The sequence below is a fragment of the Micromonospora sp. NPDC049089 genome (assembly GCF_040648775.1).
Lineage (GTDB): Bacteria > Actinomycetota > Actinomycetes > Mycobacteriales > Micromonosporaceae > Micromonospora.
The window spans coordinates 14,840-40,434 of record NZ_JBEZEH010000012.1 but is presented as its reverse complement, the minus strand read 5'-3'; the positions used below and the strand labels follow the sequence as shown (position 1 = coordinate 40,434).

Sequence of the window (25,595 nt, the reverse complement as noted above, 5' to 3'; positions counted from 1 at the left end):
ATGACCGCTCCGGCGACCACCGACAGCGAGTACGACGAGACCCCGGCCGAGGGCGGCCGGGCCCCGGCGTCGCGCTACGGCGTGCTGGCGCTCGCCATCATGCTGGTGGTGGGGCTTCTCCTCGGTTACGCGGGTGGTCTGCTGACGCCGCGGCTCACCCGACCCGGTGACGCCTCGGTCGAGGCGGGCTTCGCCCGGGACATGACGACCCACCACGCGCAGGCGGTGGAGATGAGCCTGATCGCGTACCGGTCGGCGACCCTCCCCGAGGTGCGGCAGATCGCCGTCGACATCGCCACCGGGCAGCAGGGCGAGATCGGCGCGATGCAGACCTGGCTGCGCGAGTGGGGCCTCAGCCCTACCGCGTCGAACCCGCCGATGTCGTGGATGTCCGACGGGGCCACCGTCAAGGACGGTCTGATGCCGGGCATGGCCACGCCGCAGCAGATGACCGCCCTGCGCAACGCTCAGGGCATCGAGGTCGACAGGCAGTTCCTGACCTTGATGTACGACCACCACCTGGGCGGCATCCACATGATCGACGCGGCGCTCGACGAGACCGACAACGCCGAGGTCGTACGGGTTGCCCAGACCATGAAGAACACCCAGCAGAGCGAGCTGAACAATCTCCGGCAGCTCCAGGCGCAGGCCAAGGGCTGACCGACCGCACGGGCGCAACCGGCCCGCGTCCCCGCCGATCCGTGGCGGTGACGCGGGCCGCACCATGTCTCCCGACCCCGCCCGGCCTTGATCGACTCGGGTTGCGGGAAACCGCGCCGTCCATGCGACCGAGACGCCCCGAGTTCCACGAACCCGAGTCGATCAAGGAGCCAGACCCGCCGCGTATGACCTGAACACCCCTCTCGTCCCTTGTGGGCGTTTTGCGTGGCACAGGCGATTACGTTGCTTAGAGAGTTTTCTCCCCACATATCGTGACCAGTTGCGATTCGGGCTCGTTGCCCAAGACGTGGGGGTTGCACTCAGAGACGCACGGCGTTCGGTCACCAGTTGGTGCCGACGCCACACCATCGGTGGTGACGGGGCGGTGGCAGCCGTCCGTCGCGGACAGCGGCAGGGCGAGCCGGGAATGCTCAGCCGCGAACAGGAACTCGAGTTGATCGACATGCTGCGGGGCGTCCATCCCGACGAGTTCGGCCTGGACGAGGAGTTGTGGACACGGCAGAGCCTGACCACGCTCATCCAGCGGCGCTTCGAGCTGCCGCTGGACACCGGCGCGGTCGGGGCGTACCTGCGGGCCTGGGGGTTGGGTCCGCGGGAACCGCGGGAGCGGGCCTGCGGGCTCTGCGTCAGCGCGGTCGAGCGCTGGGTCCGCAGCGAGTACCCGGGGATCACCCGGGCCGCCCAGGAGCACCTCGCGGAGGTCTACTGGATCGGCCGGATCCGGCTGCGCGGCACGATGCCGGCCGCCGACGTGATCTCCGCTGTCTCGTCCCGCGGTCGGGTGCGCTTCATGATCACTACGCCGACGGTGGACCCGCCGCTCCCCCGCGACTTCGTGCTGCGGCTCAGTGGCGAGGAGCAGCGCACCGTCCACCTGATAGTGGACGGCTCCTGGCCACGCAACGAGTGGCCGCGCCGGCTCCCTCGGCGAATCGTCCTGCACCCGCTGCCCAGCTGCGGGCGGGCGGTAGCTGCGGCCTGAGCACCGGGTGAGCCGGTTGCCGACACGATCGGCTCACCCGATACCGATTCGGCGTACGCGGAGGAGGTTTGCTAGTCTTCTCCAGTCGCTGAGCCCCCGTAGCTCAGGGGATAGAGCACCGCCCTCCGGAGGCGGGGGCGCAGGTTCGAATCCTGCCGGGGGCACCAGGAAAAGTTTCACACGACACTGCCGGGCGCAGGGGGATACAGCCTCCACGCGCCCGGTTTTGCGTTTCCACTCGCCGAAGCCCGCAGCGGGCCACCCGGGTGGACGTGAGCCCCGCCGCTCCGCCCGGCCGCCCCGACGAGGGCACGCGAACCCGCAAGATCCATGATGCCGTCATGCTGTTTCTCGGGCTGCTCCTCGCCGCGCTGGGCGGAGCCGCCACCGCGGCGATCCTCACCCTACGTGGGCTCGGCGCGACGCTCAGCAAAGGCGAACGCTCCCGGCAGGGTTGGTTGCGGGCGGCGGCGCTTCTCGCCGGTGCGGGCGCCGGCGCCATGTACGCGTGGGGTCTGCTTCGGACGGGCCGCGTCGGCGTAGCGGCGGGCGAGTCCCGCGAAGGCGGCCTTGAGCTCGACCGGACCGATCACCTCGATGTCCGCGCCGAACCTGCCGAGCGCCGCTGCGAGGGCGACCCAGGACCAGGAGCCCTGTGCGAGCCTGCAGCAATCGGGGCCGAGTTCTTCGACAAGCCCGTCGCGGGTGTACGCGGCGACGACGGCGGCGGGAAGGTCGATGATGACCTCACCCACGCAGGGCCACGCTGAGCTGTCGGTGGAACCTCGGAAGCGGCCCGTGACGTACGTGGCCACGTCTCCCATGGGTAGTTGTCGTGGGGTGAAGCGTGGTCCGGTCGGGGTACGCGGGCTGACCCGGTCACAGCGGAAGGTTCGCCAGTCGTCCCGGTCGAGGTCCCAGGCGACGAGATACCAGCGCCCATTCCGGGTGACGAGGTGGTGGGGCTCCACGCGGCGAGGTGTCGCGTCGGTGGCGGCGCTCGTCGAGGCGTACTCGAAGCGCAGAACCTCGCGGGCGTTGACGGCCGCGCCGATGGCTGTCAGCACGGTGCGGTCGACCGGGGAGTCCGGCCCGGTGGTGGGTTGTCCGACGGCGGTGACCTGGAGAGCGTCGATGCGGTGCCGCAGTCGGCTGGGCATGACCTGCCGCATGGTGTTCAGTGCTCGCGCCGCGCCCTCCTGGATGTCCGCCCCGGAGAGGGCTGCCACCTGGAGTGCGACGGCGATGGCCACGGCTTGATCGTCGTCGAACAGCAGCGGTGGCAGTTGGGCGCCGGCGTCGAGCCGGTACCCGCCGTCCGGCCCCTTGAAGGCGCTGATCGGGTAGCCGAGCTCGCGCAGCCGGTCGACGTCGCGTCGCACCGTTCGCGGGCTCACGTCCAGCCTCTCGGCCAGGAGGCTACCCGGCCAGTCACGTCGGGCCTGGAGGAGCGAGAGCAGAGACAGCAGTCTCGCGGAGGTCGTGGCCATGCATCCGAGTCTGCCCCAGGTAGCGGACACAAACTGACCGCTACCCCTGCCATCGTCGGCGTTGCACCCGGGGCACCAGCCATGGGTCACGTCACACGAGGAGCAGCAATGAGCATCAACACCGTCGCGCACATCAACCTTCGGGGCAACGCGCGGGCCGCCCTCGATTTCTACCGGTCCGTCTTCGGCGGGGACCTCGCCGCGGTGACCTACGCCGACGCCCACAACGTGCAGAGCCCGGACGAGGCCGACCAGGTCATGTGGGGTCAGGTCACGTCCGCCGAGGGCTTCCAGATCATGGCGTACGACGTGCCGTCGGCGCGGCCGTGGAGCCAGGGCGAGAGGCCGTTCTTCGTCTCGGTCCGGGGCAGCGACGCAGACGAGATCACCGGCTACTGGAAGAAGCTGAGCGAGGGCTCGACCGTCCTGGTCGACCTGGCGCCCGCCGGCTGGGCTCCCCTCTACGGCATGCTCACCGACCCGTTCGGCGTCACCTGGGTGCTCGACGTCGCCGTCGGGTACAAGCCTGCCTGACCAGAAGGAGCAGCCCACCGCCGATCACGAGGGATCGGCGGTGGGCTGCGGTGCCGCTCAGTGCGCCTCGGCCGGCACCAACCTCAGGTGCGGCCCGGATGCCGTACCCGCGTTCGGGCCGCCGGAGTCCGAGCGGCGCTCGCGGCGTTTGAGCCACTGGTCGACCATGAGGTTTCCGACGAGCCCGACGGCGCCCCAGATGGCGATGACCAGCAGATTCTGCCCGACGCCGACGCCGTCGAAGTACCGCAACGATCGGGCGATGTCGACCGCCGCGGGCAACGGCAGCACGTCCTGGAGGGGGCGGAACACCTCGGGGACCAGGTACACCGACATGCCACCGCCGGAGGCGGGTACGCCGGCCATCATCAGCACCACCATCATCGGGATGATGCCCGCCAGGCCGACGGTACGGGTGAGCACTCCGGTGGCCAGCGAGACCGAGAAAATGGTCAGAGCGCCGTAGGCGATCGTCTCCAGGGCGTTGCCGCTGATCGCGCCGATGAGGACGTCGAAGAGGAACCACAGCCAGACGGACATGCCGATCGCCCAGCCGCCCAGCAGCGGCAGGAACTGGCGCAGGCGGCGCACGTGCGGGGCACCGCCCCGCAGGACGGCCAGGAACAGGAACCCGGCCATGATCCAGGACATGCCGACGTACATGCTGTTGCTGCCGCCGGTGTCGGTCTCGCTCAGGGGTTGCACGTCGGTGAGCATCAGCGGGAGGCCCTGGGCCGCGGTGATCGGCTGGAAGATCGCGCGGATAGCGGACTGTTGGCTGGCGTTGGCGGCGGACGCCGAGTACAGCGTCGCCGGAGTGTCCGGTGCCGACGGCAGGACGAAGGCGGCCACCACGTCGCGGGACTGGATCTGCTCGGTGGCTTCGGCAACCGTGTCGGCGACGGTGACGTCGAGGATGCCGTCGAGCTGCGCGTTGAGACCGGCAGCAGTCTGCTGAGCCTGCCCAGGGGCAGCGGCGACCACGACGACCGGGATGTCGTGCGGTTGCGGTTTGTGCATGGAGAACCCCATGGCACCCACGACCACCACGAGGATGGCCAGCGGGAAGCCCGCTGCGGCCACGTACCGGAATCGCTTGGAGCGCGGCGGCCCGCCGGCCAGAGCGGGGGCCTTCGCGTCGGGGTCGGTGATCGGCGGGACGCCGGGGATCATGTTCCCGCTCGCGCTGCGCTCCTTGAGCAGGCAGAGCGCGAGGGCGGCCACGATCCACACAGCCAGAACGATCAGGTGGGTGCCCAGACCGTTGCCGTCGAAGTACAGGACCGAGCGCAGCGCCTCACCGGCCGCCGGGAGCGGCAGCACGCCATGGAGGAACTGGAAGAACCCGGGCATGTTGTGCACGGACAGGGCCAGGTTCGACGCGGGCATGCCGAACACGACCCAGAGCAGCATGCCGGGCAGCACCGCGAGGGGCCCGATCAGCTTGGAGAGCAGCAGCTGGGCCAGGCCGACGGCTGCGGTGGCGAGCATGCCGACGCCGAGGAAGGTGGGGTAGTGGCCGTCGACGGCACCCACGACGGGCCCGAGGATGAGCCAGATGATCGAGCTGGTGAGCGCGGACCAGCCGGCCAGCACGGGCAGGAACCGTCGCAGCCGCAGCAGGTGGGGGACGCCCATCACCATGATGCTCAGTGGCACGTAACCGGCCAGCATCATGCCCATCGCCGCGAACAGGACCGCGATGCCGGCCGAGTCACCCGCGGGTAGCGGTGCGACGTCCTCGGTGGTGGCCTGCAAGCTGTTCTGGAAGACCACGGGCGCGAGCAACTGCTGAACGGTGGCGTTCTGCGAGGCTCCGGCCGCCGAGGCGGTGAGGATTGTCGCGTTGGCGCTGCCGTCGGTGGGCAGGACGAGCGCGCCGGCGGCTTCCTGGCCGTGCAGCAGGTCGACGGCGTCGTCGCGGGTGGTCACCAGCGTGGCCTCGGTGCTGTCGCCCGAGTTGAGCCCGTCGACGAGGGCCTGCGCCGTGGCGCCGCTGCCGACGACCGCCACCGGCATGTCCCGGGGGTGCGGTGAGTGCATGGTCGACATGTAGGTCGCGAACATCATCGTGACCATGAGGAACGGCATCACGAACAGGGCGACCATTCGGATGACCTGTTCCTTGCGGTCCGCGCCGGGCGGGCGGCCGTCCACCACGTCGGCAGCCTCGATCACGGCTTCGGTATCCATGCACGCTCCAGCTCATATTTGTACGCCAAGTGACTTACAAACTGTAGGCGGCGGATGCCGGGAGCGGGAATCCGGCTAGGTTGACCTGAGTCACATCCGGGCGAGGACACGAGGGGGCCGGTCATGAGGCGGTCCGAGGCGGCCCGCACCGCGCTGCTCGACGCGGCGGAGCGGCTGTTCGCCGAATCGGGAGTCGCCGAAGTCTCCGACCGCAGGGTGGCTGAAGCGGCCGGCAACACCAACCATTCAGCAGTGCGCTACTACTTCGGCGGGCGCGAGGGCCTGCTCAAGGCACTGATGGCCCGCCACGTGCACGACGTGGCGCAAGTGCGCGCCGGCATGCCCCCAACCGAGGACTCCGTCCTCGGCGACATACGCGGTCTCGTGGCACCGAGCATGCGCGTCCTCGACCAGCTACCGCGCCCGAGCTGGCGGGCCCGGTTCCTCGATCACGTGCTGCACAACCCCGCCACTGAGCCGTTCATGCGGGAAGCCCAGGACACCACGCCACAGGCACTACAGCTGCGGGCCTCACTGGCCGCGCGACTACGGCACCTCGACCCGGACGTGGTCGCCGGTCGGGCGCGTCTGATCACCCGCATCGTCAGCACCGCGACAGCCGAGGTCGAGGCACTCGCCGAACGCAACGGAGAAGACCCCCGATGGCCCGAGGTCGGCGACTTCCTCGTCGACGCCATCACCGGAATGCTCAGCGCCCCCATCAGCCGGCCACGCCGAGCGGAGCGCTGATCGCCGTCCACGGGCTCACCTGCCGACGTACGCCGCCAGGTGCTCGCCGGTGAGGGTGGAGCGGGCGGCGACGAGGTCCGTGGGTGTGCCCTCGAAGACGATCCGGCCACCGTCGTGGCCGGCACCGGGGCCGATGTCGATGATCCAGTCGGCGTGCGCCATGACCGCCTGGTGGTGCTCGATGACGATCACCGACTTGCCGGCGTCGACCAGGCGGTCAAGCAGGCCGAGCAGTTGCTCGACGTCGGCCAGGTGCAGGCCGGTGGTCGGCTCGTCGAGGACGTAGACGCCGCCCTTCTCGGCCATGTGGGTGGCCAGCTTGAGCCGTTGCCGCTCGCCGCCGGAGAGAGTCGTGAGCGGCTGCCCCAGGCTCAGGTAGCCGAGCCCGACGTCGGCGAGCCGCTCGAGGATGGCGTGCGCTGCCGGCGTACGCGCCTCGCCGGCGCCGAAGAACTTCTCGGCCTCCGTCACCGACATCGCGAGCACCTCGCTGATGTCCCGGCCGCCGAAGCGGTATTCCAGCACCGACGCCTGGAACCGCTTGCCCTCGCAGTCCTCGCAGGGTGCGGCGACGCCCGCCATCATCCCCAGGTCGGTGTAGATGACGCCGGCACCGTTGCAGCTCGGGCAGGCGCCCTCGGAGTTGGCGCTGAACAGCGCCGGCTTCACCCCGTTGGCCTTCGCGAACGCCTTGCGGATCGGGTCGAGCAACCCGGTGTAGGTGGCCGGGTTGCTGCGCCGTGAGCCGCGAATCGCGCCCTGGTCGATCGAGACCACGCCCGCGCCGGCCGGGATCGAGGAGTGCACCAGCGAACTCTTGCCGGAGCCGGCAACGCCGGTCACGACGACGAGCACCCCGAGGGGTACGTCGACGTCCACGTCCTGGAGGTTGTTGGCAGTGGCGCCGCGGATCTCCAGCTTGCCGGTGGGCGTCCGCACCGTCTCCTTGAGGGCCGCCCGGTCGTCGAGGTGGCGGCCGGTGATGGTGCCGCTGGCCCGCAGACCTTCCACTGTGCCCTCGTAGCAGACGGTCCCGCCCTCCGTGCCTGCGCCGGGCCCGAGGTCGACGACGTGGTCGGCGATGGCGATGGCCTCCGGCTTGTGCTCCACGACCAGCACTGTGTTGCCCTTGTCGCGCAGCTGGAGCAGCAGCTCGTTCATCCGTTGGATGTCGTGCGGGTGCAGCCCGATCGTCGGCTCGTCGAAGACGTAGGTGACGTCGGTGAGCGAGGAGCCGAGGTGGCGGATCATCTTGGTGCGCTGCGCCTCTCCGCCGGAGAGGGTGCCCGACGGTCGATCGAGCGACAGGTAGCCCAGCCCGATCTCCTCGAACGAGTCGAGGAGGTGTTGCAGGCCGGCCAGCAACGGGGCCACCGACGGCTCGTCGATCCCGCGGACCCAGACGGCCAGGTCGCTGATCTGCATCGCACACGCGTCGGCGATGTTCCTGCCCTTGATCTTCGACGACCGGGCCTCCTTGCTGAGCCGGGTGCCGGCACACTCGGGGCAGGTCGTGAACGTCACCGCGCGCTCCACGAAGGCGCGGATGTGCGGCTGCAGGGCGTCGATGTCCTTGGCGAGGAAGGACTTCTGGATCGACGGGATGAGGCCCGCGTACGTCAGGTTGATCCCGTCAATTTTGATCTTGGTTGGCTCCCGGTGGAGCAGGTCGTGCAGCTCCCGCTTGGTGAACTTGGCGATCGGCTTGTCCGGGTCGAAGTAGCCGCAGCCCCGGAAGATCCGGCCGTACCAGCCCTCCATGCTGTAACCCGGGATGGTGATCGCGCCCTCGTTGAGCGAGAGGTTGTCGTCGTAGAGCGCCGACAGGTCGATGTCGGTCACCGCACCCATGCCCTCGCACCGTGGGCACATGCCGCCGAGACGGTTGAAGGTCGCCTTCTCGGTCTTCGTCCTGCCGGCGCCGCGGTCGACGGTGATCGCCCCGGTCGCCTTCACCGAGGGAACATTGAAGGAGTACGCGTTGGGCGAGCCGAGGTGCGGCTGCCCGAGCCGGCTGAACAGGATGCGCAGCATCGCGTTGGCGTCGGTGGCGGTGCCGACGGTGGAGCGGGAGTTGGCGCCCATCCGCTCCTGGTCCACGATGATCGCCGTGGTCAGGCCATCCAGCAGGTCGACCTCGGGCCGCGCCAACGTCGGCATGAAGCCCTGCACGAAGGCGCTGTAGGTCTCGTTGATCATCCGCTGCGACTCGGCCGCGATGGTGCCGAACACCAGCGAGCTCTTGCCGGAGCCGGAGACACCGGTGAACACCGTCAGCCGCCGCTTCGGGATCTCGACGCTGACGTCCTTGAGGTTGTTCACCCGCGCGCCCTGCACCCGGATCAGGTCGTGGCTGTCGGCGACGTGCGGCGCGGACGGCTGGGCGGCCGTGCTCATCGTGTCTCCATCTGTCGGGCGCGCAGGAATCAGCGCACTTCCTGGATGCGGATCATGTTGCCCGCCGGGTCCCGGAAGGCACAGTCGCGCACGCCGTACGGCTGCTCGGTCGGCTCCTGGACGACCTCGGCGTCGCTGGCCTCCAACTTGGCGAAGGTGGCGTCGAGGTCGGTGGTGGCCAGGTTGACGCCGAAGTAGCTGCCCTTGGCCATCAGCTCAAGGATGGTCTGCCGCTCGTCGTCGGTGATGCCGGGGTTGGCGGCCGGCGGGTGCAGGACGATGGCGGTGCTGGGCTGGCCGACCGGCCCGACCGTGATCCACCGCATCCCCTCGTACCCGACGTCGAGGCGGACCTCGAAGCCGAGGATGTCGCGGTAGAAGGCCAGCGAGGCCTCCGGGTCGGTGTGCGGCAGGAAGCTCGAGTGAATGGTGATGTCCATGCTGGTCACGCTAGTTGCGGCTCGGCGACCCGCGCTTCTCGATTCCTGACCGGTCTGGTCACCTGTTTCGCCACGCACGACGGCATCCCGGCCGTCGCCGGCGCCGCCTGCCGCCGGTAGACGCTGGGCGGCACGCCCACCAGCTCGGTGAAGCGGGTGCTGAAGGTGCCCAACGACGAGCAACCAACAGCGAAACAGACGTCGGTGACGCTCAGGTCGCCACGGCGCAACAGGGCCATCGCCCGCTCGATCCGCCGAGTCATGAGGTAGCTGTAGGGAGATTCGCCATAGGCGAGCCGGAACTCACGGCTGAGGTGCCCGGCCGACATGTGCGCGCCACGGGCGAGCGCCTCGACGTCCAACGGAGACGCGTACTCCCGGTCGATCCGGTCGCGGACCCGGCGCAGCCGCGCCAGGTCGGCCAGTCGCTGGGTCGCGTCGGATTTGCTGCTCACCTGCGAAATCGTGCCACAACCCACCGACAATCCGCCGCCCGCCGGGCGGAGGCCGGCGGGCCGGCGGGCCGGTCAGCCGGCCTCGCGGCGGGCGCGGGCCCGGCGCTTCCCCTCGTGCATGGCCTGCACCCGGGCGACCGGGATGGTCCGGCCCTCGGCGACCAGGTCGGCGGGGAGCGGTTGCGGGGCCGGCATCAGCGCGGCCCACGGGTCGCCGTCGGCGAGCAGTGCGGGCGCGGTCCGGATGGTGAAGTCGGCGGGGGTCACCTCGGTCAGGTCCGCCCAGTCGACCGGGAACGAGACCGGCATTCCGGGGCGTAGCCGGGGGCTGTACGCGGCGGCCACCGTCGCCCCGCCCGCCCGGGTGGCGTCCACGAAGACCCGGCCTCCCCGGTCCTCCTTGATGTACGCGGTGGTGGCCAGCGCCGGGTCGAGCCGCTCGGCGCGGACGGCGAGCGCCCGGGTGGCGGCGGCCAGCTCCTCGGCCGTTGGTTCGTCGGTCACCGGAACGAAGACGTGCACGCCCTTGGCGCCGCTGGTCTTGACCGCACCGGCCAGGCCGGCGTCGGCGAGCGCCTGACGGACCAGCAGGGCGGCGTCGACCGCCGCGCGGAACCCGTCGCCGTCCGGCGGGTCCAGGTCGAGGATCAGGTGGGTCGGGCGATGCAGATCCGCCACGGTGGCCAGCGTCGGGTGGTACTCCACCGCCCGCTGGTTGGCGAACCAGAGCAGGGTGCGGCGGTCGTCGCAGAGGGCGTACGAGATCTCCCGGTGCGACGCCTCCGCCCAGACCGGTGCCCGGCGGACCCAGTCCGGGGTGTAGCGGGGCAGGTTCTTCTGCATGAACGGCGGCTGGCCGGGGCGGACCCTGATCACCGACAGCGGCCGGCCCCGCAGCTGCGGGAGGATCCGGTCCCGGACCGCGTCGAGGTAGTCGACCAGGTCACGCTTCGTCGCGTCGTCCCGGTCGGACAGCGGCTGGTCCAGGTTGGTCAGGGCCACGCCGTCCCGGGTCTCGTCAGCCTTGCTCACCCGACCACCCTCCCGGCCGCACCGCCGTCGGTCAACTGGACGCGGCGCTTCGCTACGGATCGATTCCGGCACCCACCCCGGCCGGCTCCGACGGGTCGGCCGCCGACGACGGCCGGGCCGGGCGTCGGGGCAGTGTGGTCAGCGCCACCAGCCACGCGGCGACCACGAGACCCACGGCCACGGCGAACGCCGTCCGGTAGCCGCCGGCGAGCGCGGCGGTCTCGGCCCAGCCGGCGGCCCGCAGCCCGTCGGTGCGGGTGGCGGCAATTGTGGCCAGCGCGGCCAGGCCGACCGCTCCGCCTACCTGTTGGGTGGTGTTGACCAGGCCGGAGGCGAGCCCGGCGTCGGTGTCGGTCGCGCCGGCCATGGCCGCCGTGGTGACCGCCGGCAGGGTCAGGCCGCCGGCCACCCCAAAGATCAACATCGCGGGGAGTACGTCAGCGACGTAGGCGCCGTCGGCGGGCAGCCGGGCGAGCAGGAGGAAGCCGACGCTCGCCAGGCCGAGCCCGACCAGCAGGACCATCCGGGCACCGAAGCGGGCGATCAGCCGACCGGCCAGGCCGAGCGAGACGACGGCGATCACGACCGGGGTGGGCAGGAAGGCCCAGCCGGTCGCGGCGGCATCCAACCCCAGCACCAGTTGCAGCTCCACGGCGAGCAGGAACTGGAACCCGAAGTACGCGCAGACCATGAGGAACTGCACGGCGTTCGCCGCCACCAGGCCCGGGACGCGCAGCACCCGGGACGGCACGAGCGGGGCGGCCGCCACCCGTTGGCGCAGCGCGAACCCGCCGAGCAGCAGCACCGCGAGGGCCACCGCGCCGAGCGTCCGGGGGCTGGTCCAGCCGTGCTCGCCCGTTCCGACGATGCCCAACACGGCGGCCATCAGACCGGCGGTGGCGAGCAGCGCGCCGGGCAGGTCCAGGCCGGCGCGCAGGCCGATCCCTCGTTCGGCCGGCAGCCGGCGGAGGGACGCGATGAGGATGACCGTCCCGATCGGCACGTTGACAAGGAAGATGGTCCGCCATCCGGCGGCCTCGGTGAGCACCCCTCCGGCGACCGTGCCGACCGACGCACCGGCCGCGCCGGTGAAGCTGAAGACGGCGATGGCGCGGGCCCGCTCGGCCGCTTCGGGGTAGAGCCGGACGATCATGCCGAGGCTGACCGCCATGGCCAGAGCGCCGCCGACGCCCTGCCCGAACCGCGCGCCCACCAGCAGGGCCGGCCCGGTGGCGACCGCGCAGGCCAGCGAGGCGACCGTGAACATCGCGACGCCGGCCAGGAAGACCCTGCGGCGGCCCAGCAGATCTCCGAGCCGGCCGGCGAGCAGCAGCAGCCCGCCGAACGCGACCAGGTAGGCGTTCACCACCCAGGCCAGGCCGGTGGCGCTGAAGCCCAGGTCGCGTTGGATGGCGGGCAGCGCCACCGCGACGACGGTGCCATCCAGGATGATCATCAGGCTGCCGGCGCAGAGCACCAGCAGCGCCGGCCAGCGGGATGGGACGACACGTTCCACGGAACCCCTCCTTGGTGCACGGTTTGTTACCGAGGTCATCGTCTGTGACCATTAACCGCGGCGGAAGGAGGCACTTTGATGTCCCAGAGGAACAGCGATGTGTCCGCGCTGGTCAAGGCCGAGCTGACCTGCTCGGCCGAGAACGTGCCGTTCACCCCGGGCCAGGCTCGCGCGTGCACAGTCCGCGAGGTGCTCGACCGGGTCGGCGGCAAGTGGAGCATCGGCATCCTGGTGGCCGCCTCGCACGGCCCGGTGCGCTTCACCGAACTGGAGCGGCACATCGAGGGGATCAGCCGCCGGATGCTCACGCTGACGCTGCGCAACCTGGAGCGGGACGGCCTGCTGCACCGCACCGTCTACCCGACCGTCCCGCCCAAGGTCGAGTACACGGCCACCCCGATGGCGCTGGAGCTCTACGAGTCGCTGGTCGCGCTGACCAGTTGGGCCGAGCGGCATCGGCGGGCCATCGCCGAGGCCCGGACCAGGTACGACACCGAGCACGCCTGAGCAAACCCGCCAGGAGTGTGGTGAACGCCACCGCTTCCATCTGACCGATCGGTCAGGGTCTGACCGATCGGTCAGGCATGCTGGTCTGCGGGAGGTGGACCGGGCATGGGCAGAGCGGTACCCGACACGCACGGCGAGATCCTCGCCGCGGCGGCGCGGCAGTTCACTGTGACCGGCTACCGGGGCACCTCTCTGCAGGACATCGCCCGGGAGGTCGGCTGCTCCAAGGCCACCGTGCTCTACCACTTCGCCAACAAGGAAGCCCTGCTCGCCGAACTGATGGCACCCGCGATCGAGGTGCTTCGCAGCCTCGACGACCAGCTCAACGGCCTGACCGGGGCTGCCGCCCAGGAGGTCGCCGCAAGCGGCTTCGTCGACCTCGCGGTGCGGTTCCGACAGGAGATCGCCGTCCTGCGCGGCGAGTTCCCGGAGCTGCTGTGCCAGCCCGCCTTCGCGCACATCCAGGAAATCTCCGACCGGCTGCGGGACGCCCTTGCCGGGCACTCCGACCGGCCAGGCGCCCGGATCGCCGCGCTGGTGCTGCTCGCCGGCATCTCCGAGGCGTGCGGCGAGTTCGCCGACATCCCCGACGACGAACTGCGCCTCGCCCTGCTCACTCTCGCCCGGCGGGCCGTCGAACCCGTCGACGCACCAGTGCCCCATTCACCCACGACCGAGGACAAGGACTCCTGATGGCCACCCTGCTCTACCGGCTCGGCCGGGGCGCGTTGCGCCGGCGACGGCTCGTCGTCGCGCTCTGGCTAGTCGTACTCGTCGTCGCCGGCCTGGCCGCGGCGACCCTGCGCGGCCCGACGGCGAGCAACTTCACAATGCCCGGCACCGAGAGCCAGCGCGCGCTCGACCTGCTGGCCGACCAGTTCCCCGCGGCCAGTGGTGCCACCGGCACCATCGCGCTCAAGGCACCCGCCGACGGCCAACTGGCCACCCCGCAGGGCCAGGCCGTGGTGCAGGAGCTGGTCCAGGAGGCCTCGGCTCTGCCCGGCGTGGTCGGTGCGGTCAACCCGTTCCAGGTCGGCGCGGTCTCGCCCAACGGCCGGTACGCGCTGGTCCAGGTCCAGTTCGCCACCGGCGGCGACGATGTGACCGACGAGCAGCGCACCGCGTACGAGGAGGTCGGCGCCGCCGTCGAGGCGAAGGGTTGGCAGGTCGCCCCGGGTGGCGAGGTGCTGGGCGGTGAGCCGGAGATCGGCTCCACCGAGGCGCTCGGCGTGCTGGTCGCCGCGATCGTCCTGATCATCACCTTCGGTTCCCTGGTCGCCGCCGGCATGACGATGCTCAACGCCCTGATCGGCGTGGGCGTCGGCATGGCTGGACTGTTCGCGCTGAGCGGTGTCATCGAGTTGACCAGCACCGCGCCGATCCTGGCGCTGATGCTCGGCCTCGCCGTCGGCATCGACTACTCGTTGTTCATCACCTCCCGGCACCGACAGAACCTGCTCGAAGGCCTGTCCCCGGAGGAGGCGGTCGGCCGCGCGGTGGGCACCGCCGGTTCCGCCGTGGTCTTCGCGGGCGCCACAGTTGTCATCGCCCTCGCCGGTCTGGCCGTGGTGAACATCCCGTTCCTCACCGTGATGGGTCTCGCCGCCGCCGGTACGGTCACCATCGCCGTGCTCGTGGCGATCACCCTCCAGCCCGCGCTGCTCGGCTTCGCCGGCAACCGGGTGCTCCCGCGCCGGCTGCGCTCCACTGTCGACTCCGCCGCGCCAGGTGAGCCGGTGGGCGAGGAGACGCTGCCGGTCGAGGACCGCTCAGGGTTCGGCTTCCGCTGGGCGCGGTTCGTCACCCGCTTCCGGGTGCCGGTCATCCTGGTCGCGCTGCTCGGCCTGGGGCTGCTCGCGCTGCCCACGCCGGACATGCGACTGGCTCTGCCGGACGCCAGTACGGCGACCGAGGGCTCACCGGCCCGGGTGGCGAGCGACCTGACCACCGAGGGCTTCGGTCCGGGCTTCACCGGTCGGCTCGCGGTGGTCGTGGCGGGCGACGACGCGCAGGCGACGGCAGCCGCGGTGCCGCAGGTGACCGCGATGATCCAGCGCACCGAGAACGTCCTCGCCGTGGCACCGCCGCAGCTGAGCCCGGACGGTCGGACCGCGCTGCTCGGCGTGGTGCCGAAGACCGGCCCGACCGACGAGGCCACCGAGACCCTGGTGCACGACGTCCGCGACGCGGTCGGCGGGGTGCAGGGCGCGGAGGTGCTGCTCACCGGCGCCACCGCCATTGGTATCGACGTCTCGGAGAAGCTCTCGGACGCACTGCCGATCTACCTGCTGCTGGTCGTCGGGCTCTCGGTGCTGCTGCTGATGTTGGTGTTCCGGTCGCTGCTGGTGCCGCTCAAGGCGGCGCTGGGCTTCCTGCTCACCGTGGCCGCCACGTTCGGCATCACGGTGGCGATCTTCCAGCAGGGCCACCTCGCCGACCTGGTCGGCCTGGACACCCCGGCCCCGCTGGTCAGCTTCCTGCCCATCCTGCTGATCGGCATCCTGTTCGGGCTGGCCATGGACTACGAGGTGTTCCTGGTCTCCCGGATGCGGGAGGACTTCGTGCACGGCGACACCGCGCGTGAGGCCACGATCAGCGGCATGGGCCACGGCGCCCGGGTGGTCACCGCCGCCGCGCTGATCATGATGTCCGTCTTCGGCGGCTTCGTGTTCCTCGAAGACCCGATCATCAAGTCGATGGGCTTCGCGCTCGCCATCGGCGTGGCCATCGACGCGTTCGTGGTCCGGATGACCATCGTCCCGGCGGTCATGTCGCTCCTCGGCGACCGCGCCTGGTGGCTGCCCCGCTGGCTCAACCGCGCCCTGCCCAACGTGGACATCGAGGGCGAAGGCCTGCGCACCCACCTGGAAGACCGCACCCCCACGCACGTCTGACCGCACCACCCGGTCGATCATGGAGTTGTGGTGCCCGTCGTGCCCCGATCAGAGGCCTTCGTCCAGCACCACAACTCCATGATCGACGCCAGCGGGCGCGGGTCAGACTCCTGCTGGGTAGGTTTCCATCTCGCCGGGGGCCGCTGGCACCGGTAGCGGGTGCAGGGCCGTGGTGTCGTCGCACCAGATGAAGGCGTCATAGCGGTCGCCCAGCCGGGTGGGCACGTAGTTGCCCCAGGACTCGAACGACGGGTCGTAGACGACCCCGATCGCCCGGTGGTCAACGGTTTCGGTGACCCAGCCCGGCTGATCGTCGCCGCCGAAGATCAGCACCGCCCGCTCCGGCATCAGCTCGTGCAACCGCCGCTCGACCGAGCCCTCCCGAGCCGGGGGCACCACCATCGCCTCGGGCGGCGAACCCCAGCGGGGTGCGGCGATCACTGTGCCCCGGTAGCTGCCGAAGCCGACCAGTGCCACCGCGTCCTCGCCGTGCCGCTCCCGGGCCAACTGACCAATGTTGACCATCCCGTCGGCGGCCATGTCGGTGGCCCGCGCATCTCCGACGTGCGTGTTGTGCGCCCAGACGACGCCCCGTGCGTCCGGGCCGTACCGTTCCAACAGCCGGTCCAGGGTGTCCTGCATGTGGGTGTCGCGGATGTTCCACGAGTCCGGCCCGCCTGCCACCATCGCCCGGTAGTAGCGCTCGGCGCCGGCCACCACCTCCGCGTTCTGCCAGGCCGAGAAGCGGTCCGGGCCGTCGGAGAGGGCGTGTTCACGGGTCCGGGCGAGCAACCGGACGACCTCCTCCTCGCACCGGGCCGAGACGAAGCGGCTGGCCGCGCCGTACTCCTCGACCCTCTTGCCGTACGGCTCGAAACACCGGTAGGCGTCCTGCGCCGCCTCCAGCGACTTCGGGTCCTCCTCCCCCAGGTAGTCGAAGATCGCCTGCATCGACTCCCAGAGGCTGTACACGTCGAGGCCGTGGAACCCGGCCCGTTGCTCCTCCGGCAGCTCCAGGTTCCAGGCCCGCAGCCAGCTGGCGAACCGGGCCACCTCGGCATTGGCCCACATCCAGGTCGGCCATCGCTCAAACTGGTCGAGTGCGAGCTGCGGTTCGAGCGCGCCACCCGGCGCGGCCGTCACCGACCGGTGCACCCGATCGCAGTCGGGCCAGTCACCCTCCACCGCGACGAAGGAGAACCCACACTCCGCGATCAACCGGCGGGTGAGCTGCTCGCGCAACCGGTAGTAGTCGTAACTGCCGTGGGTGGACTCGCCGATCATCACCACCCGGGCATTGCGAACGCGCTCCAGCAACGGGTCGAAATCGCTCGGCGCGCCGAGCCGCTGAACCAGCATGCCAGCGGCTACCCGACCGCCGCAGCGGCAAACCGTGGGCGCGTCGCGGCCGACACGCCGGCCGCCGGGCCGTCGTGGGCTCCAACCAAGCCGGTGTACGACCACCGCGAGTGGGTAGCCGGCCGACATGACCGTCACCGGGGTTCAGTTGCAGGAGTACCTGGCCGGGCTCGACTACCCGGTCTCCCGGGAGGACCTGATCCGCTGGGGTCAGGAGAACGGGGCCAGCACGGCAATGTTGCAGATGCTCCAGGCCCTACCGCCCGAGCAGTTCAACAACCCGGACGAGCTGAACGCCGCCCTAACCACCCCCACCTAAACCCAACCAGCCCCGCCCCGCCCCGCCCCGCCCCGCCCCGGTGATCATGAGGTTATTGCCATCCGCCACGGCGTGTCGCGCCGCTAACTCCATGATCACCGGGGCGACGGGCGGTGGGGGTTGGGGTTCGGGTTGATTAGGGGAGGGGGATGGTGCGGGATTCGGTTCGGGCGGTTTCGGCGGCGGCGAGGATGGCGACGACCTCGCGGCCGAAGCGGACGTCACAGCGGTGGTCCCGGGTGCCCGCCCGCACCTGCTCGACGAGTTGGTCGATGGCGACGCCGAACGCGGTGGCGGCGTCGTTCTCGCCGAACGGGACGTTCTCGATGCCGTTCTCGCCGTAGAACACGAACTCCCGGGCCATCGACTCGGTCGGGGCGTCCAGGGAGAGCGAGGCGCTGCTCGTGGCACCGCCCTCGTGGGTGAGCAGCAGATGCACCATCCCGCTCGGTCCGTCCATCGCCGCCACCTGCGTCACCCGGCCCAGCACCGGCAGGAGGATCGAGAGCGCGTGCGGGGCGATGTCCCAGAGCGCACCGTGCTCCCGACGCCACAACGAGCCGCCGTACGGGCTGCCGTCCTGGAAGATCGAGGCGAACGCGGTGGTCCGGCCGTGCTGCCAGCCCCCGGCGGCGGCGGTGGCGGCCAGGAACGCTGTCACGTTCGGCTGGAACCGCTGGGTGAAGAAGACGACCGAGGCGACCCCGGACTCCTCGGCGGCGGCCACGACCCGGTCGGCGTCGTCCACGCTGAGCGCCAGCGGCTTGTCCAGCAGCAGGTGCCGACCGGCGCGGGCCGCCCGGACCGCGATGTCGGCCTGGATGTCCGGCGGCAGGGCGACGGCGATCGCCTCGCACTGCTCAATCAGCGCGTCGACGTCGGCGTAGGCGGGCACCCCGTACCGCTCGGCCAGCGCGGAGGCCCGCTCCGGGTTGCGACCCCACACACCGACCAGCTCCGCGTCGGGATGGGCGTGCAGCGCCTTCCCGTGCGTCTCGATCGCCCAGTGACCGGTGCCGAACAAGCCGAACCGCAGCACGTGTACCTCCGCTGTTTCCCCGCACCGCGACAACGCCACGGACGTGATCCACGCTAGTCGCCCGGGCGGCCGGAACGGCGGCGGGTTCGACCAATCGAAGCAGCTCACCTTTCATTTCCGGTCGGTGGTCGAGGTACCCGCCCGGCTGTCGGTGAGCAGCGGTCCGCCAGCACCGCTCTCGGCAGCGTCAGGTCCGATCACCGCCAGACACACCACGTACGGCGGGGCAGGCTCGACGGCATGCGGAGCTCGGATTCAGCGATCACCAGCGGTGTCGTGGCGTTTGAACACTGGTACGACTTCACCGAGGGCGGCCCGGTGCACCGCGCGCTGCTGCCGTTCCCGTCGACAGCGCCCGCCCCGTTCGAGGTCGCGCGCTGGTCGGTGGCCCCGAACACCTCCAACGACCTGGATGTCCATCGCTCCCGTGAGGTGTGGATCATCGTGTCCGGGACCGGAACCCTGACGTTCGCCGACCAGGCGCGTGTCCTGCGGGCCGGCGACGTCGCGGCGTTCGACAGCAGGGTGCCGCATCAGATTCGGAACGACGGACCGGACCCACTCCTCGCCGTCTCCGTCTACTGGCTGCAAGCAGGCGACTGACGCCCACCCGAAAAGCTGGGCACCGGGAGCATGGGCACCGGGGCCGCGGACCCTCGACGGGCGCGCGTCACACGCGGAGAGGCAGGGCACCCCTTTACTACGACGGTTAGTAGGCTGTGCCGGTGACCGAGGCAACGACCGGGTGGTGCCGGTGACCAGCGCGGGCGTCGATTCGCCGGTGGACGGGATCGTCGCGGCAGTGCCGATCGTGCTGTCGCTGCTCGTGGCGGTGTGGGCGCTGGTGGCTGCGGTACGCCACCGGCCGCCGGACCCTGTGCAGTTCGTCGGTCTGGCCGTACTCGAAGTGGCGTTGCTGGTGTTGAGCGTACTGGCGCTCGTCGCGGTCGGCGGTGGGGATCGGCCCGGCGAGCCCGGCGCCTTCTTCGGCTACCTGGTCACGCTGGTGTGTCTGCCGCCACTGGCCTGGGTGCTGGCCCGGATGGAACCGACCCGCTGGGGCTCGGCGATCGTGTGCGCGGTCTGCCTGGTGGCCCCGGTGGTGGTCGTCCGGTTGCAGCAGACCTGGGAGGTGCTCGGTGGTTGAGACAAAATCGGCTCGGCAGCGCACGAACTCCGGCCCGGGGCGGCTGCTGATCGCCGTCTACCTGCTCTTCGCGATCGCGGCGACGAGTCGGGCGGGTTTGCAGATCGCCACCAAGTTCGACGAGGCGCCGGTGGCGTACCTGCTCTCCGGGGTGGCCGCGCTCATCTACATCGTTGCGGCGGTGGGGTTGGCCCGCGCCGGGCACACCGGCCGGCGGGTCGCGCTGGCGTGCTGCTCGGTGGAGCTGGTCGGGGTGGTCGCGGTCGGCATCCTGAGCCTGGTCGACAAGGATCTCTTCCCGGACGAGACGGTCTGGTCGCAGTTCGGCAGCGGGTACGGCTACATCCCGCTGGTGCTGCCGGTGCTCGGCCTGATCTGGCTCTGGCGCACCCGCCGCGCACCCGCCTGACCCACCGCGCCGCACCCGCCCGACGCGCTCTCGGCTGACCCGGCGCCAGGGCCCGGCGACGAGGGCGCCGGCTTGTCTGCCGGAGCGCCCTCGTCGGGAGTACGGGTCAGTCCCGTGGGCCGCCCGCGACGTAGATGACCTGACCGGACACGAAGCCGGCGCCCTCGCTCGCCAGGAACGAGATGGTGTGCGCGACGTCCTCCGGGCGGCCGGGGCGGCGGACCGGGATCTCGGCGGCGGCGTGCTTCTGGAAGTCGTCGAAGTCGACCTTCATCCGGGCCGCGGTGGCCGCTGTCATGTCGGTGACGATGAAGCCGGGTGCGACGGCGTTCACCGTCACCCCGAACGGACCCAGCTCGATGGCGAGCGTCTTGGTGAAGCCCTGTAGGCCGGCCTTGGCGGCGGCGTAGTTCGCCTGGCCCCGGTTGCCCAGCGCGGAGGTGCTGGAGAGGTTGACGATCCGCCCCCACTTCTGGTCCACCATGTGCTTCTGGGCGGCCTGGCTGAACAGGAACGCGCCGCGCAGGTGCACCCCCATCACCGTGTCCCAGTCGGCACTGGTCATCTTGAACAGCAGGTTGTCGCGGAGCACACCGGCGTTGTTGACCAGTACCGTGGGCGCGCCCAGCTCGGCGGCGACGCGGCTCACCGCCGCCTCGACCTGGTCGCGGTCGGACACGTCGGCGCCCACCCCGAGCGCCCGGCCGCCGGCCCCGGCGATGGCGTCCACCGTCTCCTTGGTGGCCGCCTCCTCGATGTCGACCACGGCGACGGCCATTCCGTCGGCGGCCAGCCGTCGGGCGGTGGCCGCGCCGATGCCGCGTGCGGCTCCGGTGACGATGGCGACGCGGGACTCCTCCGACATGATTACCTCCCGGTAACGTGGGGTCGATCGGGGGAGCTTAACCTCAACAGGCCGACCCTCGGCATAGGCGAATCCACCGGTATCCGTGGCCGGAGACCTTGACCGCGCCGAGCTTTCCCAACTCTCCGTAGCCACGGTCGGCGAGCACGTCGATGGGCAGGTCGGCCTCCGGCTCGAGGCTGCTGAGGTCCACCTCGACGTCGTCGGTGCCGAGGTTGTGCACGAAGACCATCGTTCCGGTCGGCCCGTCGGCCCGGTGGGCGAGCACGCCGGGCGGCATCGCCACGTCGATGTGGGTCGTCGAGCCGGACCCGATCTCCGGGGCCTCCCGCAGCGTACGGATCATCCGCTCGAACCAGGCGAGCAGCGACTTCGAGTCGCTGCGCTGGGCGGTGACGTTGACGTTCTGGTAGCCGAACTCACCCTTGTCGATCACCGGGCGGACCAGCTTCTCCGGGTCCGCCGTGGAGAAGCCGGCATTCGGCTGGTACGACCACTGCATCGGGGTACGGATCGCCTCCCGACCGGGCAGCGACAGGTCCTCGCCCATCCCGATCTCCTCGCCGTACCGCAGCACCGGCGTGCCGCGCATCGAGAACTGGAGGGCGTACGCCAGTTCAATGTGCCGCCGGTCGTTGCCGAGCATCGGGGCGAGCCTGCGACGGATGCCCCGGTCGTAGATGCGCATGTTCTCGTCCGGGCCGAACTTCGCGTACACCTGGTTGCGTTGTTCGGTGGTCAGCCGGGACAGGTCGATCTCGTCGTGGTTACGCAGGAAGGTGGCCCACTGCCCTCCGACCGGAAGCTTCGGGGTGTCCCGGAGCGCCTCGATCAGCGACTCCGGGTCCTCGCGGGCCAGGGCGAGCATGAGTCGACCGTTGAGCATGAAGTCGAAGAGCATGTGGATGCGGTTGCCCGAGCCGCTGGTGTCGCCGAAGAACGTGGGAAGCTGGTCGGGTTCGACGTTCGCCTCGGCCAGCAGGACGGCGTCGCCGCGCCGCCACTGGACGTGCTGGCGCATCTCGGTGAGGAACTCGAAGTCCTTCGGCGAGTCCGGGTTGCCCGGCTCGGTCAGCTCGATGATGAACGGCACCGCGTCCATCCGGAAGCCGGAGACGCCGAGCTGGAGCCAGAACGACATGATCTTTTTGACCTCGGCCCGGACCTCCGGGTTGGCGAAGTTGAGATCCGGCTGGAACTTGTAGAACCGGTGGTAGAACCACGCCTTGGCGGTGCGGTCGTAGCTCCAGGTCTCCTTCTGCTCGCCGGGGAAGACCATGCCCTGGTGCCGGTCGGCCGGCTCGGTGTCGGACCAGAGGAACCAGTCCCGGTACGGCGAGTCCGGCGAGGAGCGGGCCGACTGGAACCACGGGTGCTCGTCGGAGGTGTGGTTGACCACCAGGTCGATGATCACCCGGATGCCCCGGTTCTGCGCCTGGTGCAGCAGCTCGGCGAAGTCGCCCAGGGTGCCGAAGCGCGGGTCCACGTTGTAGAAGTCGGTGACGTCGTAGCCGTCGTCGCGGTTGGGTGACGGGTGGATCGGGTGCAGCCACAGGCAGGTCACGCCGAGGCGGGCCAGGTAGTCCAGCCTCCCGATCAGGCCACGGATGTCACCGACCCCGTCGCCGTCGGAGTCGGCGTACGTGTCGATGTCGAGGCAGTAGACGACGGCTTCGGAATACCAACGGTCACCCATGCCGAAGAAATCTCTCCAGTTGATCATCGCGGCAAACCAGCCGGGCCGACCGGCGACCGGCGACCGGCGACCGGCGACCGGTTACCGTGCCCGTCATGGAGAACGACCTCGTGCCGCCGAGCGAGTTGTTGGACTGGTCCCAGGGCAGCTGGCTGCACCCGCCGGTACGCGTCGAGGAGGGCCCGGCCGGCGAACTGGTCGTCGAGCCGGCCGCGGAGAGCGACTTCTGGCGGCGGACCAGTTACGGCTTCGTGCACGACGACGGCCCGGCCCTGCTGGCGCCGCTGCCGGTCGGCACCGCGATGGAGGTGAGCTTCCGGCTCGACTTCTCGGCGCAGTTCGACCAGGCCGGCGCGTTCGTCCGCGTCGACGAGCGGACGTGGACCAAGGCCGGCGTCGAGGTGAGCGACGGCGAGGCGCAGCTCGGCGCTGTGGTGACCCGGGAGTTCTCCGACTGGTCGGTGGCGCCGGTGCCGGAGTGGGCGGGCCGGGAGGTGACGGTCCGGGTCAGCCGGGCGGGTGACGCGGTGACCGTTCGCGCCCGGGTCGACGACGAACCGTGGAGACTGGTCCGGCTCGCTCCGCTGGACCCGACGGCCGAGGCCCTGGCCGGCCCGTTCTGCTGCGCGCCGTCCCGCGCCGGTCTGACAGTGGTGTTCACCGGTTGGCGGCAGGGTCCGGCGGACACCGCGCTGCACCCGGAGGTGTGAGTCGGGCCCCGCTGGGTATGACCCTCTGATCCCCGACAGCCGACCGGAAGGACCACCATGGCGTACGCCCAGGCTGGCGACCCGTCCGAGTTCACCGGGTTGACCGGCTGGGTGGCCTCGGTGATCGAGGTGATGGGCCCGGTCGGAGTGGCGCTGCTGGTGGCGCTGGAGAGCATCGTCCCGCCGATTCCCAGTGAGATCGTGCTGGCGCTCGCCGGCTTCCTCGCGCACGAGGGCAAGTTCAACGTCTTCGTCGTGGTGCTGGCCGCGACGGTCGGCTCGCTGGTGGGCGCGTTGGTGCTCTACTGGCTCGGCGCGGCGCTGGGCGAGGAACGACTCAAGCGCTGGTTGGACCACATTCCCCTGGTGGACAGCGACGACCTGGAACGGGCCGACAAGTGGTTCGAGCGGCACGGCCGGTGGGCGGTGCTGATCGGCCGGGTGGTGCCGGTGGTCCGCAGCCTGGTCTCCGTGCCGGCCGGGGCCAACCGGATGCCGATGGGTGAGTTCATCCTGCTCACCACGATCGGCAGCGGGGTGTGGAACGGTCTCATCGTGGGGGCCGGCTATGCGCTGGGCAGCCAGTGGCAGGACGTGGCCCGCTACAGCGACTGGTTCAACTACGCGATCGTCGCGATCTTCGTCGTGATGGTGGCCAGTTGGGCGATCCGCAAGGTCCGCAAGCGTCGGGACCGCGACGACCGGCGGTCGGTGACCGCCGGTCGCTGATCCGCTGCCGCTGGCGCTTCGGAAGGCCAGCGGGGTGGTCAGGGCAGGGTGTCCAGGTGCGGTCCCACGGTGTTGGCGAAGCCGTTGCCGTTGCTGACGTCCCAGTTCACCGACCAGGTCATCGCGCCCCTGATGCCCGGGTAGGTGCGCGGCGGACGGAAGCTGCCGCAGTTGGTGCCCCGGGCCAGGCAGTCCAGGGCGGCGTTGACCACGCTGGGCGCGACGATGCCACCGCCGGCCGCCCCAGCTCCGGCGGGCAGGCCGAGGCCGACCTGGTCGGGGCGGAGCCCGGCCTCCAACTGGATGCAGGCCAACGCGACGATGAAGTTGACGGTGCCCTGGCCGTACGCGGCGTTCTGGTCGCAGCCGAGCATCGCGCCGGAGTTGTAGTACTGGGTGTTGACGACGGTGAGGATGTCCTTGATGTCGAGCGCCAGCTTGAAGTAGCCGCCGGCCGGGTTCTGCATGTCGATGGTCTGCGGCGCCATCGCGATGATCAGGCCCGATCCGATCTTGGCCCGCAGGGCGCGCAGCGCCTGCGCCATGTACGTCGGGTTGAGTCCGTTCTCCAGGTCGATGTCGATCCCGTCGAAGCCGTACCTGGCGATCAGCGCGGCGGCCGTGTCGGCGAACGCGGTGGCTGAGGCGGCGTTGTTCACTGTGACCCGGCCGGTCTCGCCGCCGACGGAGAGGATCACCCGCTTATCCCGGCTGTGCAGGGTGCGGACGTCGGCGGTGAAGTCCGCGTCGGTGTAGCCACCGAGCGAGGCGGCCAGTCCGGGGTCGACGCCGAAGGTGAGCGCGCCGGGCGTCGAGGTGGCCTCGGCGAAGGCGACCGCCACCAGGTCGTACTCGGTGGGGACGTCGCGCAGCCGCAGCTCGACCGCGGGGTTGTCGAAGTTGTGCCAGTACCCGGTGAGCAGGTGCTTCGGCAACCCACCGGTGGGTGGGTCGGTCGGCGGTGGGGTGGTCGGCGGAGGCGTCGTCGGCGGAGGCGTGGTGGGTGGGGGCGTGGTGGGTGGGGGCGTGGTGGGTGGAGTGCCGCCGCCGCAGGACACGCCGTTGAGCTGGCAGCCGCTCGGCGAACCGGAGCCGCTGGCCAGGAAGCCGAAGGAGACCGACGCGCCCGGGGCGACGGTGCCGTTCCAGGACCTGTTGGTGAAGGTGTGCCGCTGGCCGGTGGAGCTGAGCAACGCGTCCCAGTAGCTGCCGAGGGTGGTGCCGGACGGCAGGTCGAAGGTCAGGTTCCAGCCGTTGATGGTCGAGCTGCCGCCGTTGGTGATCGTGTACTTCCCCTCCCAGCCCGAGCCCCAGTCGGCGGTCTTGACGAAGCTGGCGGTGGCGCCGGCGGCATAAGCGGGCAGCGCCACCCAGGCCGCGCCGAGGGTGGCCGCGAGGGCGGCGACGAGGGACAGGACAAGGGATCTGGAGCGTTTCATGCGACCCTCCGG

Annotated in this window: 25 protein-coding genes and 1 tRNA gene; 14 read left to right on the top strand and 12 right to left on the bottom strand. The window is 70.6% G+C overall.

Features of this window, described 5'->3' with window-relative positions:
- The 3 genes from AB0B48_RS04300 (at position 1) to AB0B48_RS04290 (ending at position 1,830) form a co-directional block, all read left to right on the top strand.
- A complete protein-coding gene (locus AB0B48_RS04300) occupies positions 1-660 on the top strand; it encodes a DUF305 domain-containing protein (protein WP_357195660.1) in 660 nt (219 codons plus the stop codon).
- A gap of 307 nt (positions 661-967) precedes the next feature.
- Complete coding sequence (locus AB0B48_RS04295) at positions 968-1,663, top strand: winged helix-turn-helix domain-containing protein (RefSeq protein ID WP_357195702.1); 696 nt, start codon at positions 968-970, stop codon at positions 1,661-1,663.
- 92 nt (positions 1,664-1,755) lie between these two features.
- Positions 1,756-1,830, top strand: a tRNA-Arg gene (locus tag AB0B48_RS04290).
- Between the two features lie 237 nt (positions 1,831-2,067).
- Here the strand turns inward: AB0B48_RS04290 and AB0B48_RS04285 are convergent.
- Positions 2,068-3,153 carry a YafY family protein gene (locus AB0B48_RS04285; protein ID WP_357195658.1) on the bottom strand — a complete coding sequence of 362 codons (1,086 nt, stop codon included), beginning with the start codon at positions 3,151-3,153 and terminating at the stop codon, positions 2,068-2,070.
- Positions 3,154-3,261: 108 nt separating this feature from the next.
- Between AB0B48_RS04285 and AB0B48_RS04280 the strand changes: the two genes are divergently transcribed.
- On the top strand, positions 3,262-3,687 hold the full coding sequence (locus tag AB0B48_RS04280) for a VOC family protein (protein WP_355008089.1): 426 nt from the start codon (positions 3,262-3,264) through the stop codon (positions 3,685-3,687).
- A gap of 57 nt (positions 3,688-3,744) precedes the next feature.
- Here AB0B48_RS04280 and AB0B48_RS04275 read toward each other — a convergent pair whose 3' ends face one another.
- Positions 3,745-5,880 carry an ABC transporter permease gene (locus tag AB0B48_RS04275; protein ID WP_357195654.1) on the bottom strand — a complete coding sequence of 712 codons (2,136 nt, stop codon included), beginning with the start codon at positions 5,878-5,880 and terminating at the stop codon, positions 3,745-3,747.
- Positions 5,881-6,003: 123 nt separating this feature from the next.
- Between AB0B48_RS04275 and AB0B48_RS04270 the strand changes: the two genes are divergently transcribed.
- Positions 6,004-6,630: a TetR/AcrR family transcriptional regulator gene (locus AB0B48_RS04270; RefSeq protein ID WP_124855056.1), complete on the top strand. Its 627-nt coding sequence runs from the start codon at positions 6,004-6,006 to the stop codon at positions 6,628-6,630.
- A 15-nt stretch (positions 6,631-6,645) separates the two neighbouring features.
- Here the strand turns inward: AB0B48_RS04270 and AB0B48_RS04265 are convergent, their stop codons facing one another.
- The 5 genes from AB0B48_RS04265 to AB0B48_RS04245 form a co-directional block, all read right to left on the bottom strand.
- Positions 6,646-9,027, bottom strand: a complete 2,382-nt coding sequence (locus AB0B48_RS04265; RefSeq protein WP_357195651.1) for an excinuclease ABC subunit UvrA — start codon at positions 9,025-9,027, stop codon at positions 6,646-6,648.
- Between the two features lie 29 nt (positions 9,028-9,056).
- The gene (locus tag AB0B48_RS04260) at positions 9,057-9,467 is read right to left on the bottom strand and encodes a VOC family protein (RefSeq protein WP_357195648.1); all 411 of its coding nucleotides are present in this window, start codon (positions 9,465-9,467) and stop codon (positions 9,057-9,059) included.
- Between the two features lie 5 nt (positions 9,468-9,472).
- Complete coding sequence (locus AB0B48_RS04255) at positions 9,473-9,922, bottom strand: helix-turn-helix transcriptional regulator (RefSeq protein ID WP_357195645.1); 450 nt, start codon at positions 9,920-9,922, stop codon at positions 9,473-9,475.
- 72 nt (positions 9,923-9,994) lie between these two features.
- The gene (locus tag AB0B48_RS04250) at positions 9,995-10,954 is read right to left on the bottom strand and encodes an ATP-dependent DNA ligase (protein WP_357195642.1); all 960 of its coding nucleotides are present in this window, start codon (positions 10,952-10,954) and stop codon (positions 9,995-9,997) included.
- A 52-nt stretch (positions 10,955-11,006) separates the two neighbouring features.
- The gene (locus AB0B48_RS04245; protein ID WP_357195639.1) at positions 11,007-12,470 is read right to left on the bottom strand and encodes an MFS transporter; all 1,464 of its coding nucleotides are present in this window, start codon (positions 12,468-12,470) and stop codon (positions 11,007-11,009) included.
- Between the two features lie 75 nt (positions 12,471-12,545).
- On the opposite strand from AB0B48_RS04245, the gene AB0B48_RS04240 reads away from it, so the two are divergent.
- The 3 genes from AB0B48_RS04240 (at position 12,546) to AB0B48_RS04230 (ending at position 15,871) form a co-directional block, all read left to right on the top strand.
- A complete protein-coding gene (locus tag AB0B48_RS04240) occupies positions 12,546-12,977 on the top strand; it encodes a helix-turn-helix domain-containing protein (protein ID WP_357195637.1) in 432 nt (143 codons plus the stop codon).
- A gap of 105 nt (positions 12,978-13,082) precedes the next feature.
- Positions 13,083-13,670, top strand: a complete 588-nt coding sequence (locus tag AB0B48_RS04235; RefSeq protein WP_357195634.1) for a TetR/AcrR family transcriptional regulator — start codon at positions 13,083-13,085, stop codon at positions 13,668-13,670.
- A complete protein-coding gene (locus AB0B48_RS04230; protein WP_357195631.1) occupies positions 13,670-15,871 on the top strand; it encodes an MMPL family transporter in 2,202 nt (733 codons plus the stop codon). The genes AB0B48_RS04235 and AB0B48_RS04230 overlap by 1 nt, the downstream gene beginning before the upstream one ends.
- 102 nt (positions 15,872-15,973) lie before the next feature.
- Here the strand turns inward: AB0B48_RS04230 and AB0B48_RS04225 are convergent, their stop codons facing one another.
- The gene (locus AB0B48_RS04225; protein ID WP_357195628.1) at positions 15,974-17,230 is read right to left on the bottom strand and encodes an erythromycin esterase family protein; all 1,257 of its coding nucleotides are present in this window, start codon (positions 17,228-17,230) and stop codon (positions 15,974-15,976) included.
- Positions 17,231-17,357: 127 nt separating this feature from the next.
- Here AB0B48_RS04225 and AB0B48_RS04220 point away from each other — a divergent pair, with 127 nt between their 5' ends.
- The gene (locus tag AB0B48_RS04220) at positions 17,358-17,549 is read left to right on the top strand and encodes a DUF2795 domain-containing protein (RefSeq protein WP_355008100.1); all 192 of its coding nucleotides are present in this window, start codon (positions 17,358-17,360) and stop codon (positions 17,547-17,549) included.
- 136 nt (positions 17,550-17,685) lie between these two features.
- Here the strand turns inward: AB0B48_RS04220 and AB0B48_RS04215 are convergent, their stop codons facing one another.
- Positions 17,686-18,588 carry a Gfo/Idh/MocA family oxidoreductase gene (locus AB0B48_RS04215; RefSeq protein ID WP_355008101.1) on the bottom strand — a complete coding sequence of 301 codons (903 nt, stop codon included), beginning with the start codon at positions 18,586-18,588 and terminating at the stop codon, positions 17,686-17,688.
- A gap of 276 nt (positions 18,589-18,864) precedes the next feature.
- Between AB0B48_RS04215 and AB0B48_RS04210 the strand changes: the two genes are divergently transcribed.
- The 3 genes from AB0B48_RS04210 to AB0B48_RS04200 all read left to right on the top strand — a co-directional run bounded on the left by AB0B48_RS04210 (position 18,865) and on the right by AB0B48_RS04200 (position 20,144).
- Positions 18,865-19,191, top strand: a complete 327-nt coding sequence (locus AB0B48_RS04210) for a cupin domain-containing protein (protein WP_355008102.1) — start codon at positions 18,865-18,867, stop codon at positions 19,189-19,191.
- A gap of 151 nt (positions 19,192-19,342) precedes the next feature.
- A complete protein-coding gene (locus AB0B48_RS04205) occupies positions 19,343-19,735 on the top strand; it encodes a hypothetical protein (RefSeq protein WP_357195623.1) in 393 nt (130 codons plus the stop codon).
- Complete coding sequence (locus AB0B48_RS04200; RefSeq protein WP_357195620.1) at positions 19,728-20,144, top strand: hypothetical protein; 417 nt, start codon at positions 19,728-19,730, stop codon at positions 20,142-20,144. Before AB0B48_RS04205 ends, AB0B48_RS04200 begins: the two co-directional genes overlap by 8 nt.
- 106 nt (positions 20,145-20,250) lie before the next feature.
- On the opposite strand, the gene fabG is transcribed toward AB0B48_RS04200, so the two are convergent.
- On the bottom strand, positions 20,251-21,009 hold the full coding sequence (fabG, locus tag AB0B48_RS04195) for a 3-oxoacyl-ACP reductase FabG (RefSeq protein ID WP_357195617.1): 759 nt from the start codon (positions 21,007-21,009) through the stop codon (positions 20,251-20,253).
- Positions 21,010-21,052: 43 nt separating this feature from the next.
- Positions 21,053-22,705 carry an alpha-amylase family protein gene (locus AB0B48_RS04190; RefSeq protein WP_357195699.1) on the bottom strand — a complete coding sequence of 551 codons (1,653 nt, stop codon included), beginning with the start codon at positions 22,703-22,705 and terminating at the stop codon, positions 21,053-21,055.
- 95 nt (positions 22,706-22,800) lie between these two features.
- Between AB0B48_RS04190 and AB0B48_RS04185 the strand changes: the two genes are divergently transcribed.
- Together AB0B48_RS04185 and AB0B48_RS04180 are read left to right on the top strand one after the other, a co-directional pair.
- Positions 22,801-23,415 (top strand): DUF1349 domain-containing protein, encoded by a 615-nt coding sequence (locus AB0B48_RS04185; RefSeq protein WP_357195614.1) that lies wholly within the window; start codon positions 22,801-22,803, stop codon positions 23,413-23,415.
- Between the two features lie 57 nt (positions 23,416-23,472).
- A complete protein-coding gene (locus tag AB0B48_RS04180) occupies positions 23,473-24,144 on the top strand; it encodes a DedA family protein (RefSeq protein WP_357195611.1) in 672 nt (223 codons plus the stop codon).
- 38 nt (positions 24,145-24,182) lie between these two features.
- Here AB0B48_RS04180 and AB0B48_RS04175 read toward each other — a convergent pair whose 3' ends face one another.
- Positions 24,183-25,583, bottom strand: a complete 1,401-nt coding sequence (locus tag AB0B48_RS04175; protein ID WP_357195608.1) for a cellulose binding domain-containing protein — start codon at positions 25,581-25,583, stop codon at positions 24,183-24,185.
- Between the last annotated feature and the right edge of the window lie 12 nt (positions 25,584-25,595).

Bases quoted from the DNA above. Each gene is read 5' to 3' on its own strand.
- AB0B48_RS04265 (WP_357195651.1), bottom strand. From the start codon at position 9,027: ATGAGCACGGCCGCCCAGCCGTCCGCGCCGCACGTCGCCGACAGCCAC.
- AB0B48_RS04230 (WP_357195631.1), top strand. From the start codon at position 13,670: ATGGCCACCCTGCTCTACCGGCTCGGCCGGGGCGCGTTGCGCCGGCGA.
- fabG (WP_357195617.1), bottom strand. From the start codon at position 21,009: ATGTCGGAGGAGTCCCGCGTCGCCATCGTCACCGGAGCCGCACGCGGC.
- AB0B48_RS04220 (WP_355008100.1), top strand. From the start codon at position 17,358: ATGACCGTCACCGGGGTTCAGTTGCAGGAGTACCTGGCCGGGCTCGAC.
- AB0B48_RS04175 (WP_357195608.1), bottom strand. From the start codon at position 25,583: ATGAAACGCTCCAGATCCCTTGTCCTGTCCCTCGTCGCCGCCCTCGCG.
- AB0B48_RS04185 (WP_357195614.1), top strand. From the start codon at position 22,801: ATGGAGAACGACCTCGTGCCGCCGAGCGAGTTGTTGGACTGGTCCCAG.
- AB0B48_RS04270 (WP_124855056.1), top strand. From the start codon at position 6,004: ATGAGGCGGTCCGAGGCGGCCCGCACCGCGCTGCTCGACGCGGCGGAG.
- AB0B48_RS04275 (WP_357195654.1), bottom strand. From the start codon at position 5,880: ATGGATACCGAAGCCGTGATCGAGGCTGCCGACGTGGTGGACGGCCGC.
- AB0B48_RS04180 (WP_357195611.1), top strand. From the start codon at position 23,473: ATGGCGTACGCCCAGGCTGGCGACCCGTCCGAGTTCACCGGGTTGACC.
- AB0B48_RS04190 (WP_357195699.1), bottom strand. From the start codon at position 22,705: ATGGGTGACCGTTGGTATTCCGAAGCCGTCGTCTACTGCCTCGACATC.
- AB0B48_RS04285 (WP_357195658.1), bottom strand. From the start codon at position 3,153: ATGGCCACGACCTCCGCGAGACTGCTGTCTCTGCTCTCGCTCCTCCAG.
- AB0B48_RS04300 (WP_357195660.1), top strand. From the start codon at position 1: ATGACCGCTCCGGCGACCACCGACAGCGAGTACGACGAGACCCCGGCC.
- AB0B48_RS04280 (WP_355008089.1), top strand. From the start codon at position 3,262: ATGAGCATCAACACCGTCGCGCACATCAACCTTCGGGGCAACGCGCGG.
- AB0B48_RS04260 (WP_357195648.1), bottom strand. From the start codon at position 9,467: ATGGACATCACCATTCACTCGAGCTTCCTGCCGCACACCGACCCGGAG.
- AB0B48_RS04235 (WP_357195634.1), top strand. From the start codon at position 13,083: ATGGGCAGAGCGGTACCCGACACGCACGGCGAGATCCTCGCCGCGGCG.
- AB0B48_RS04225 (WP_357195628.1), bottom strand. From the start codon at position 17,230: ATGCTGGTTCAGCGGCTCGGCGCGCCGAGCGATTTCGACCCGTTGCTG.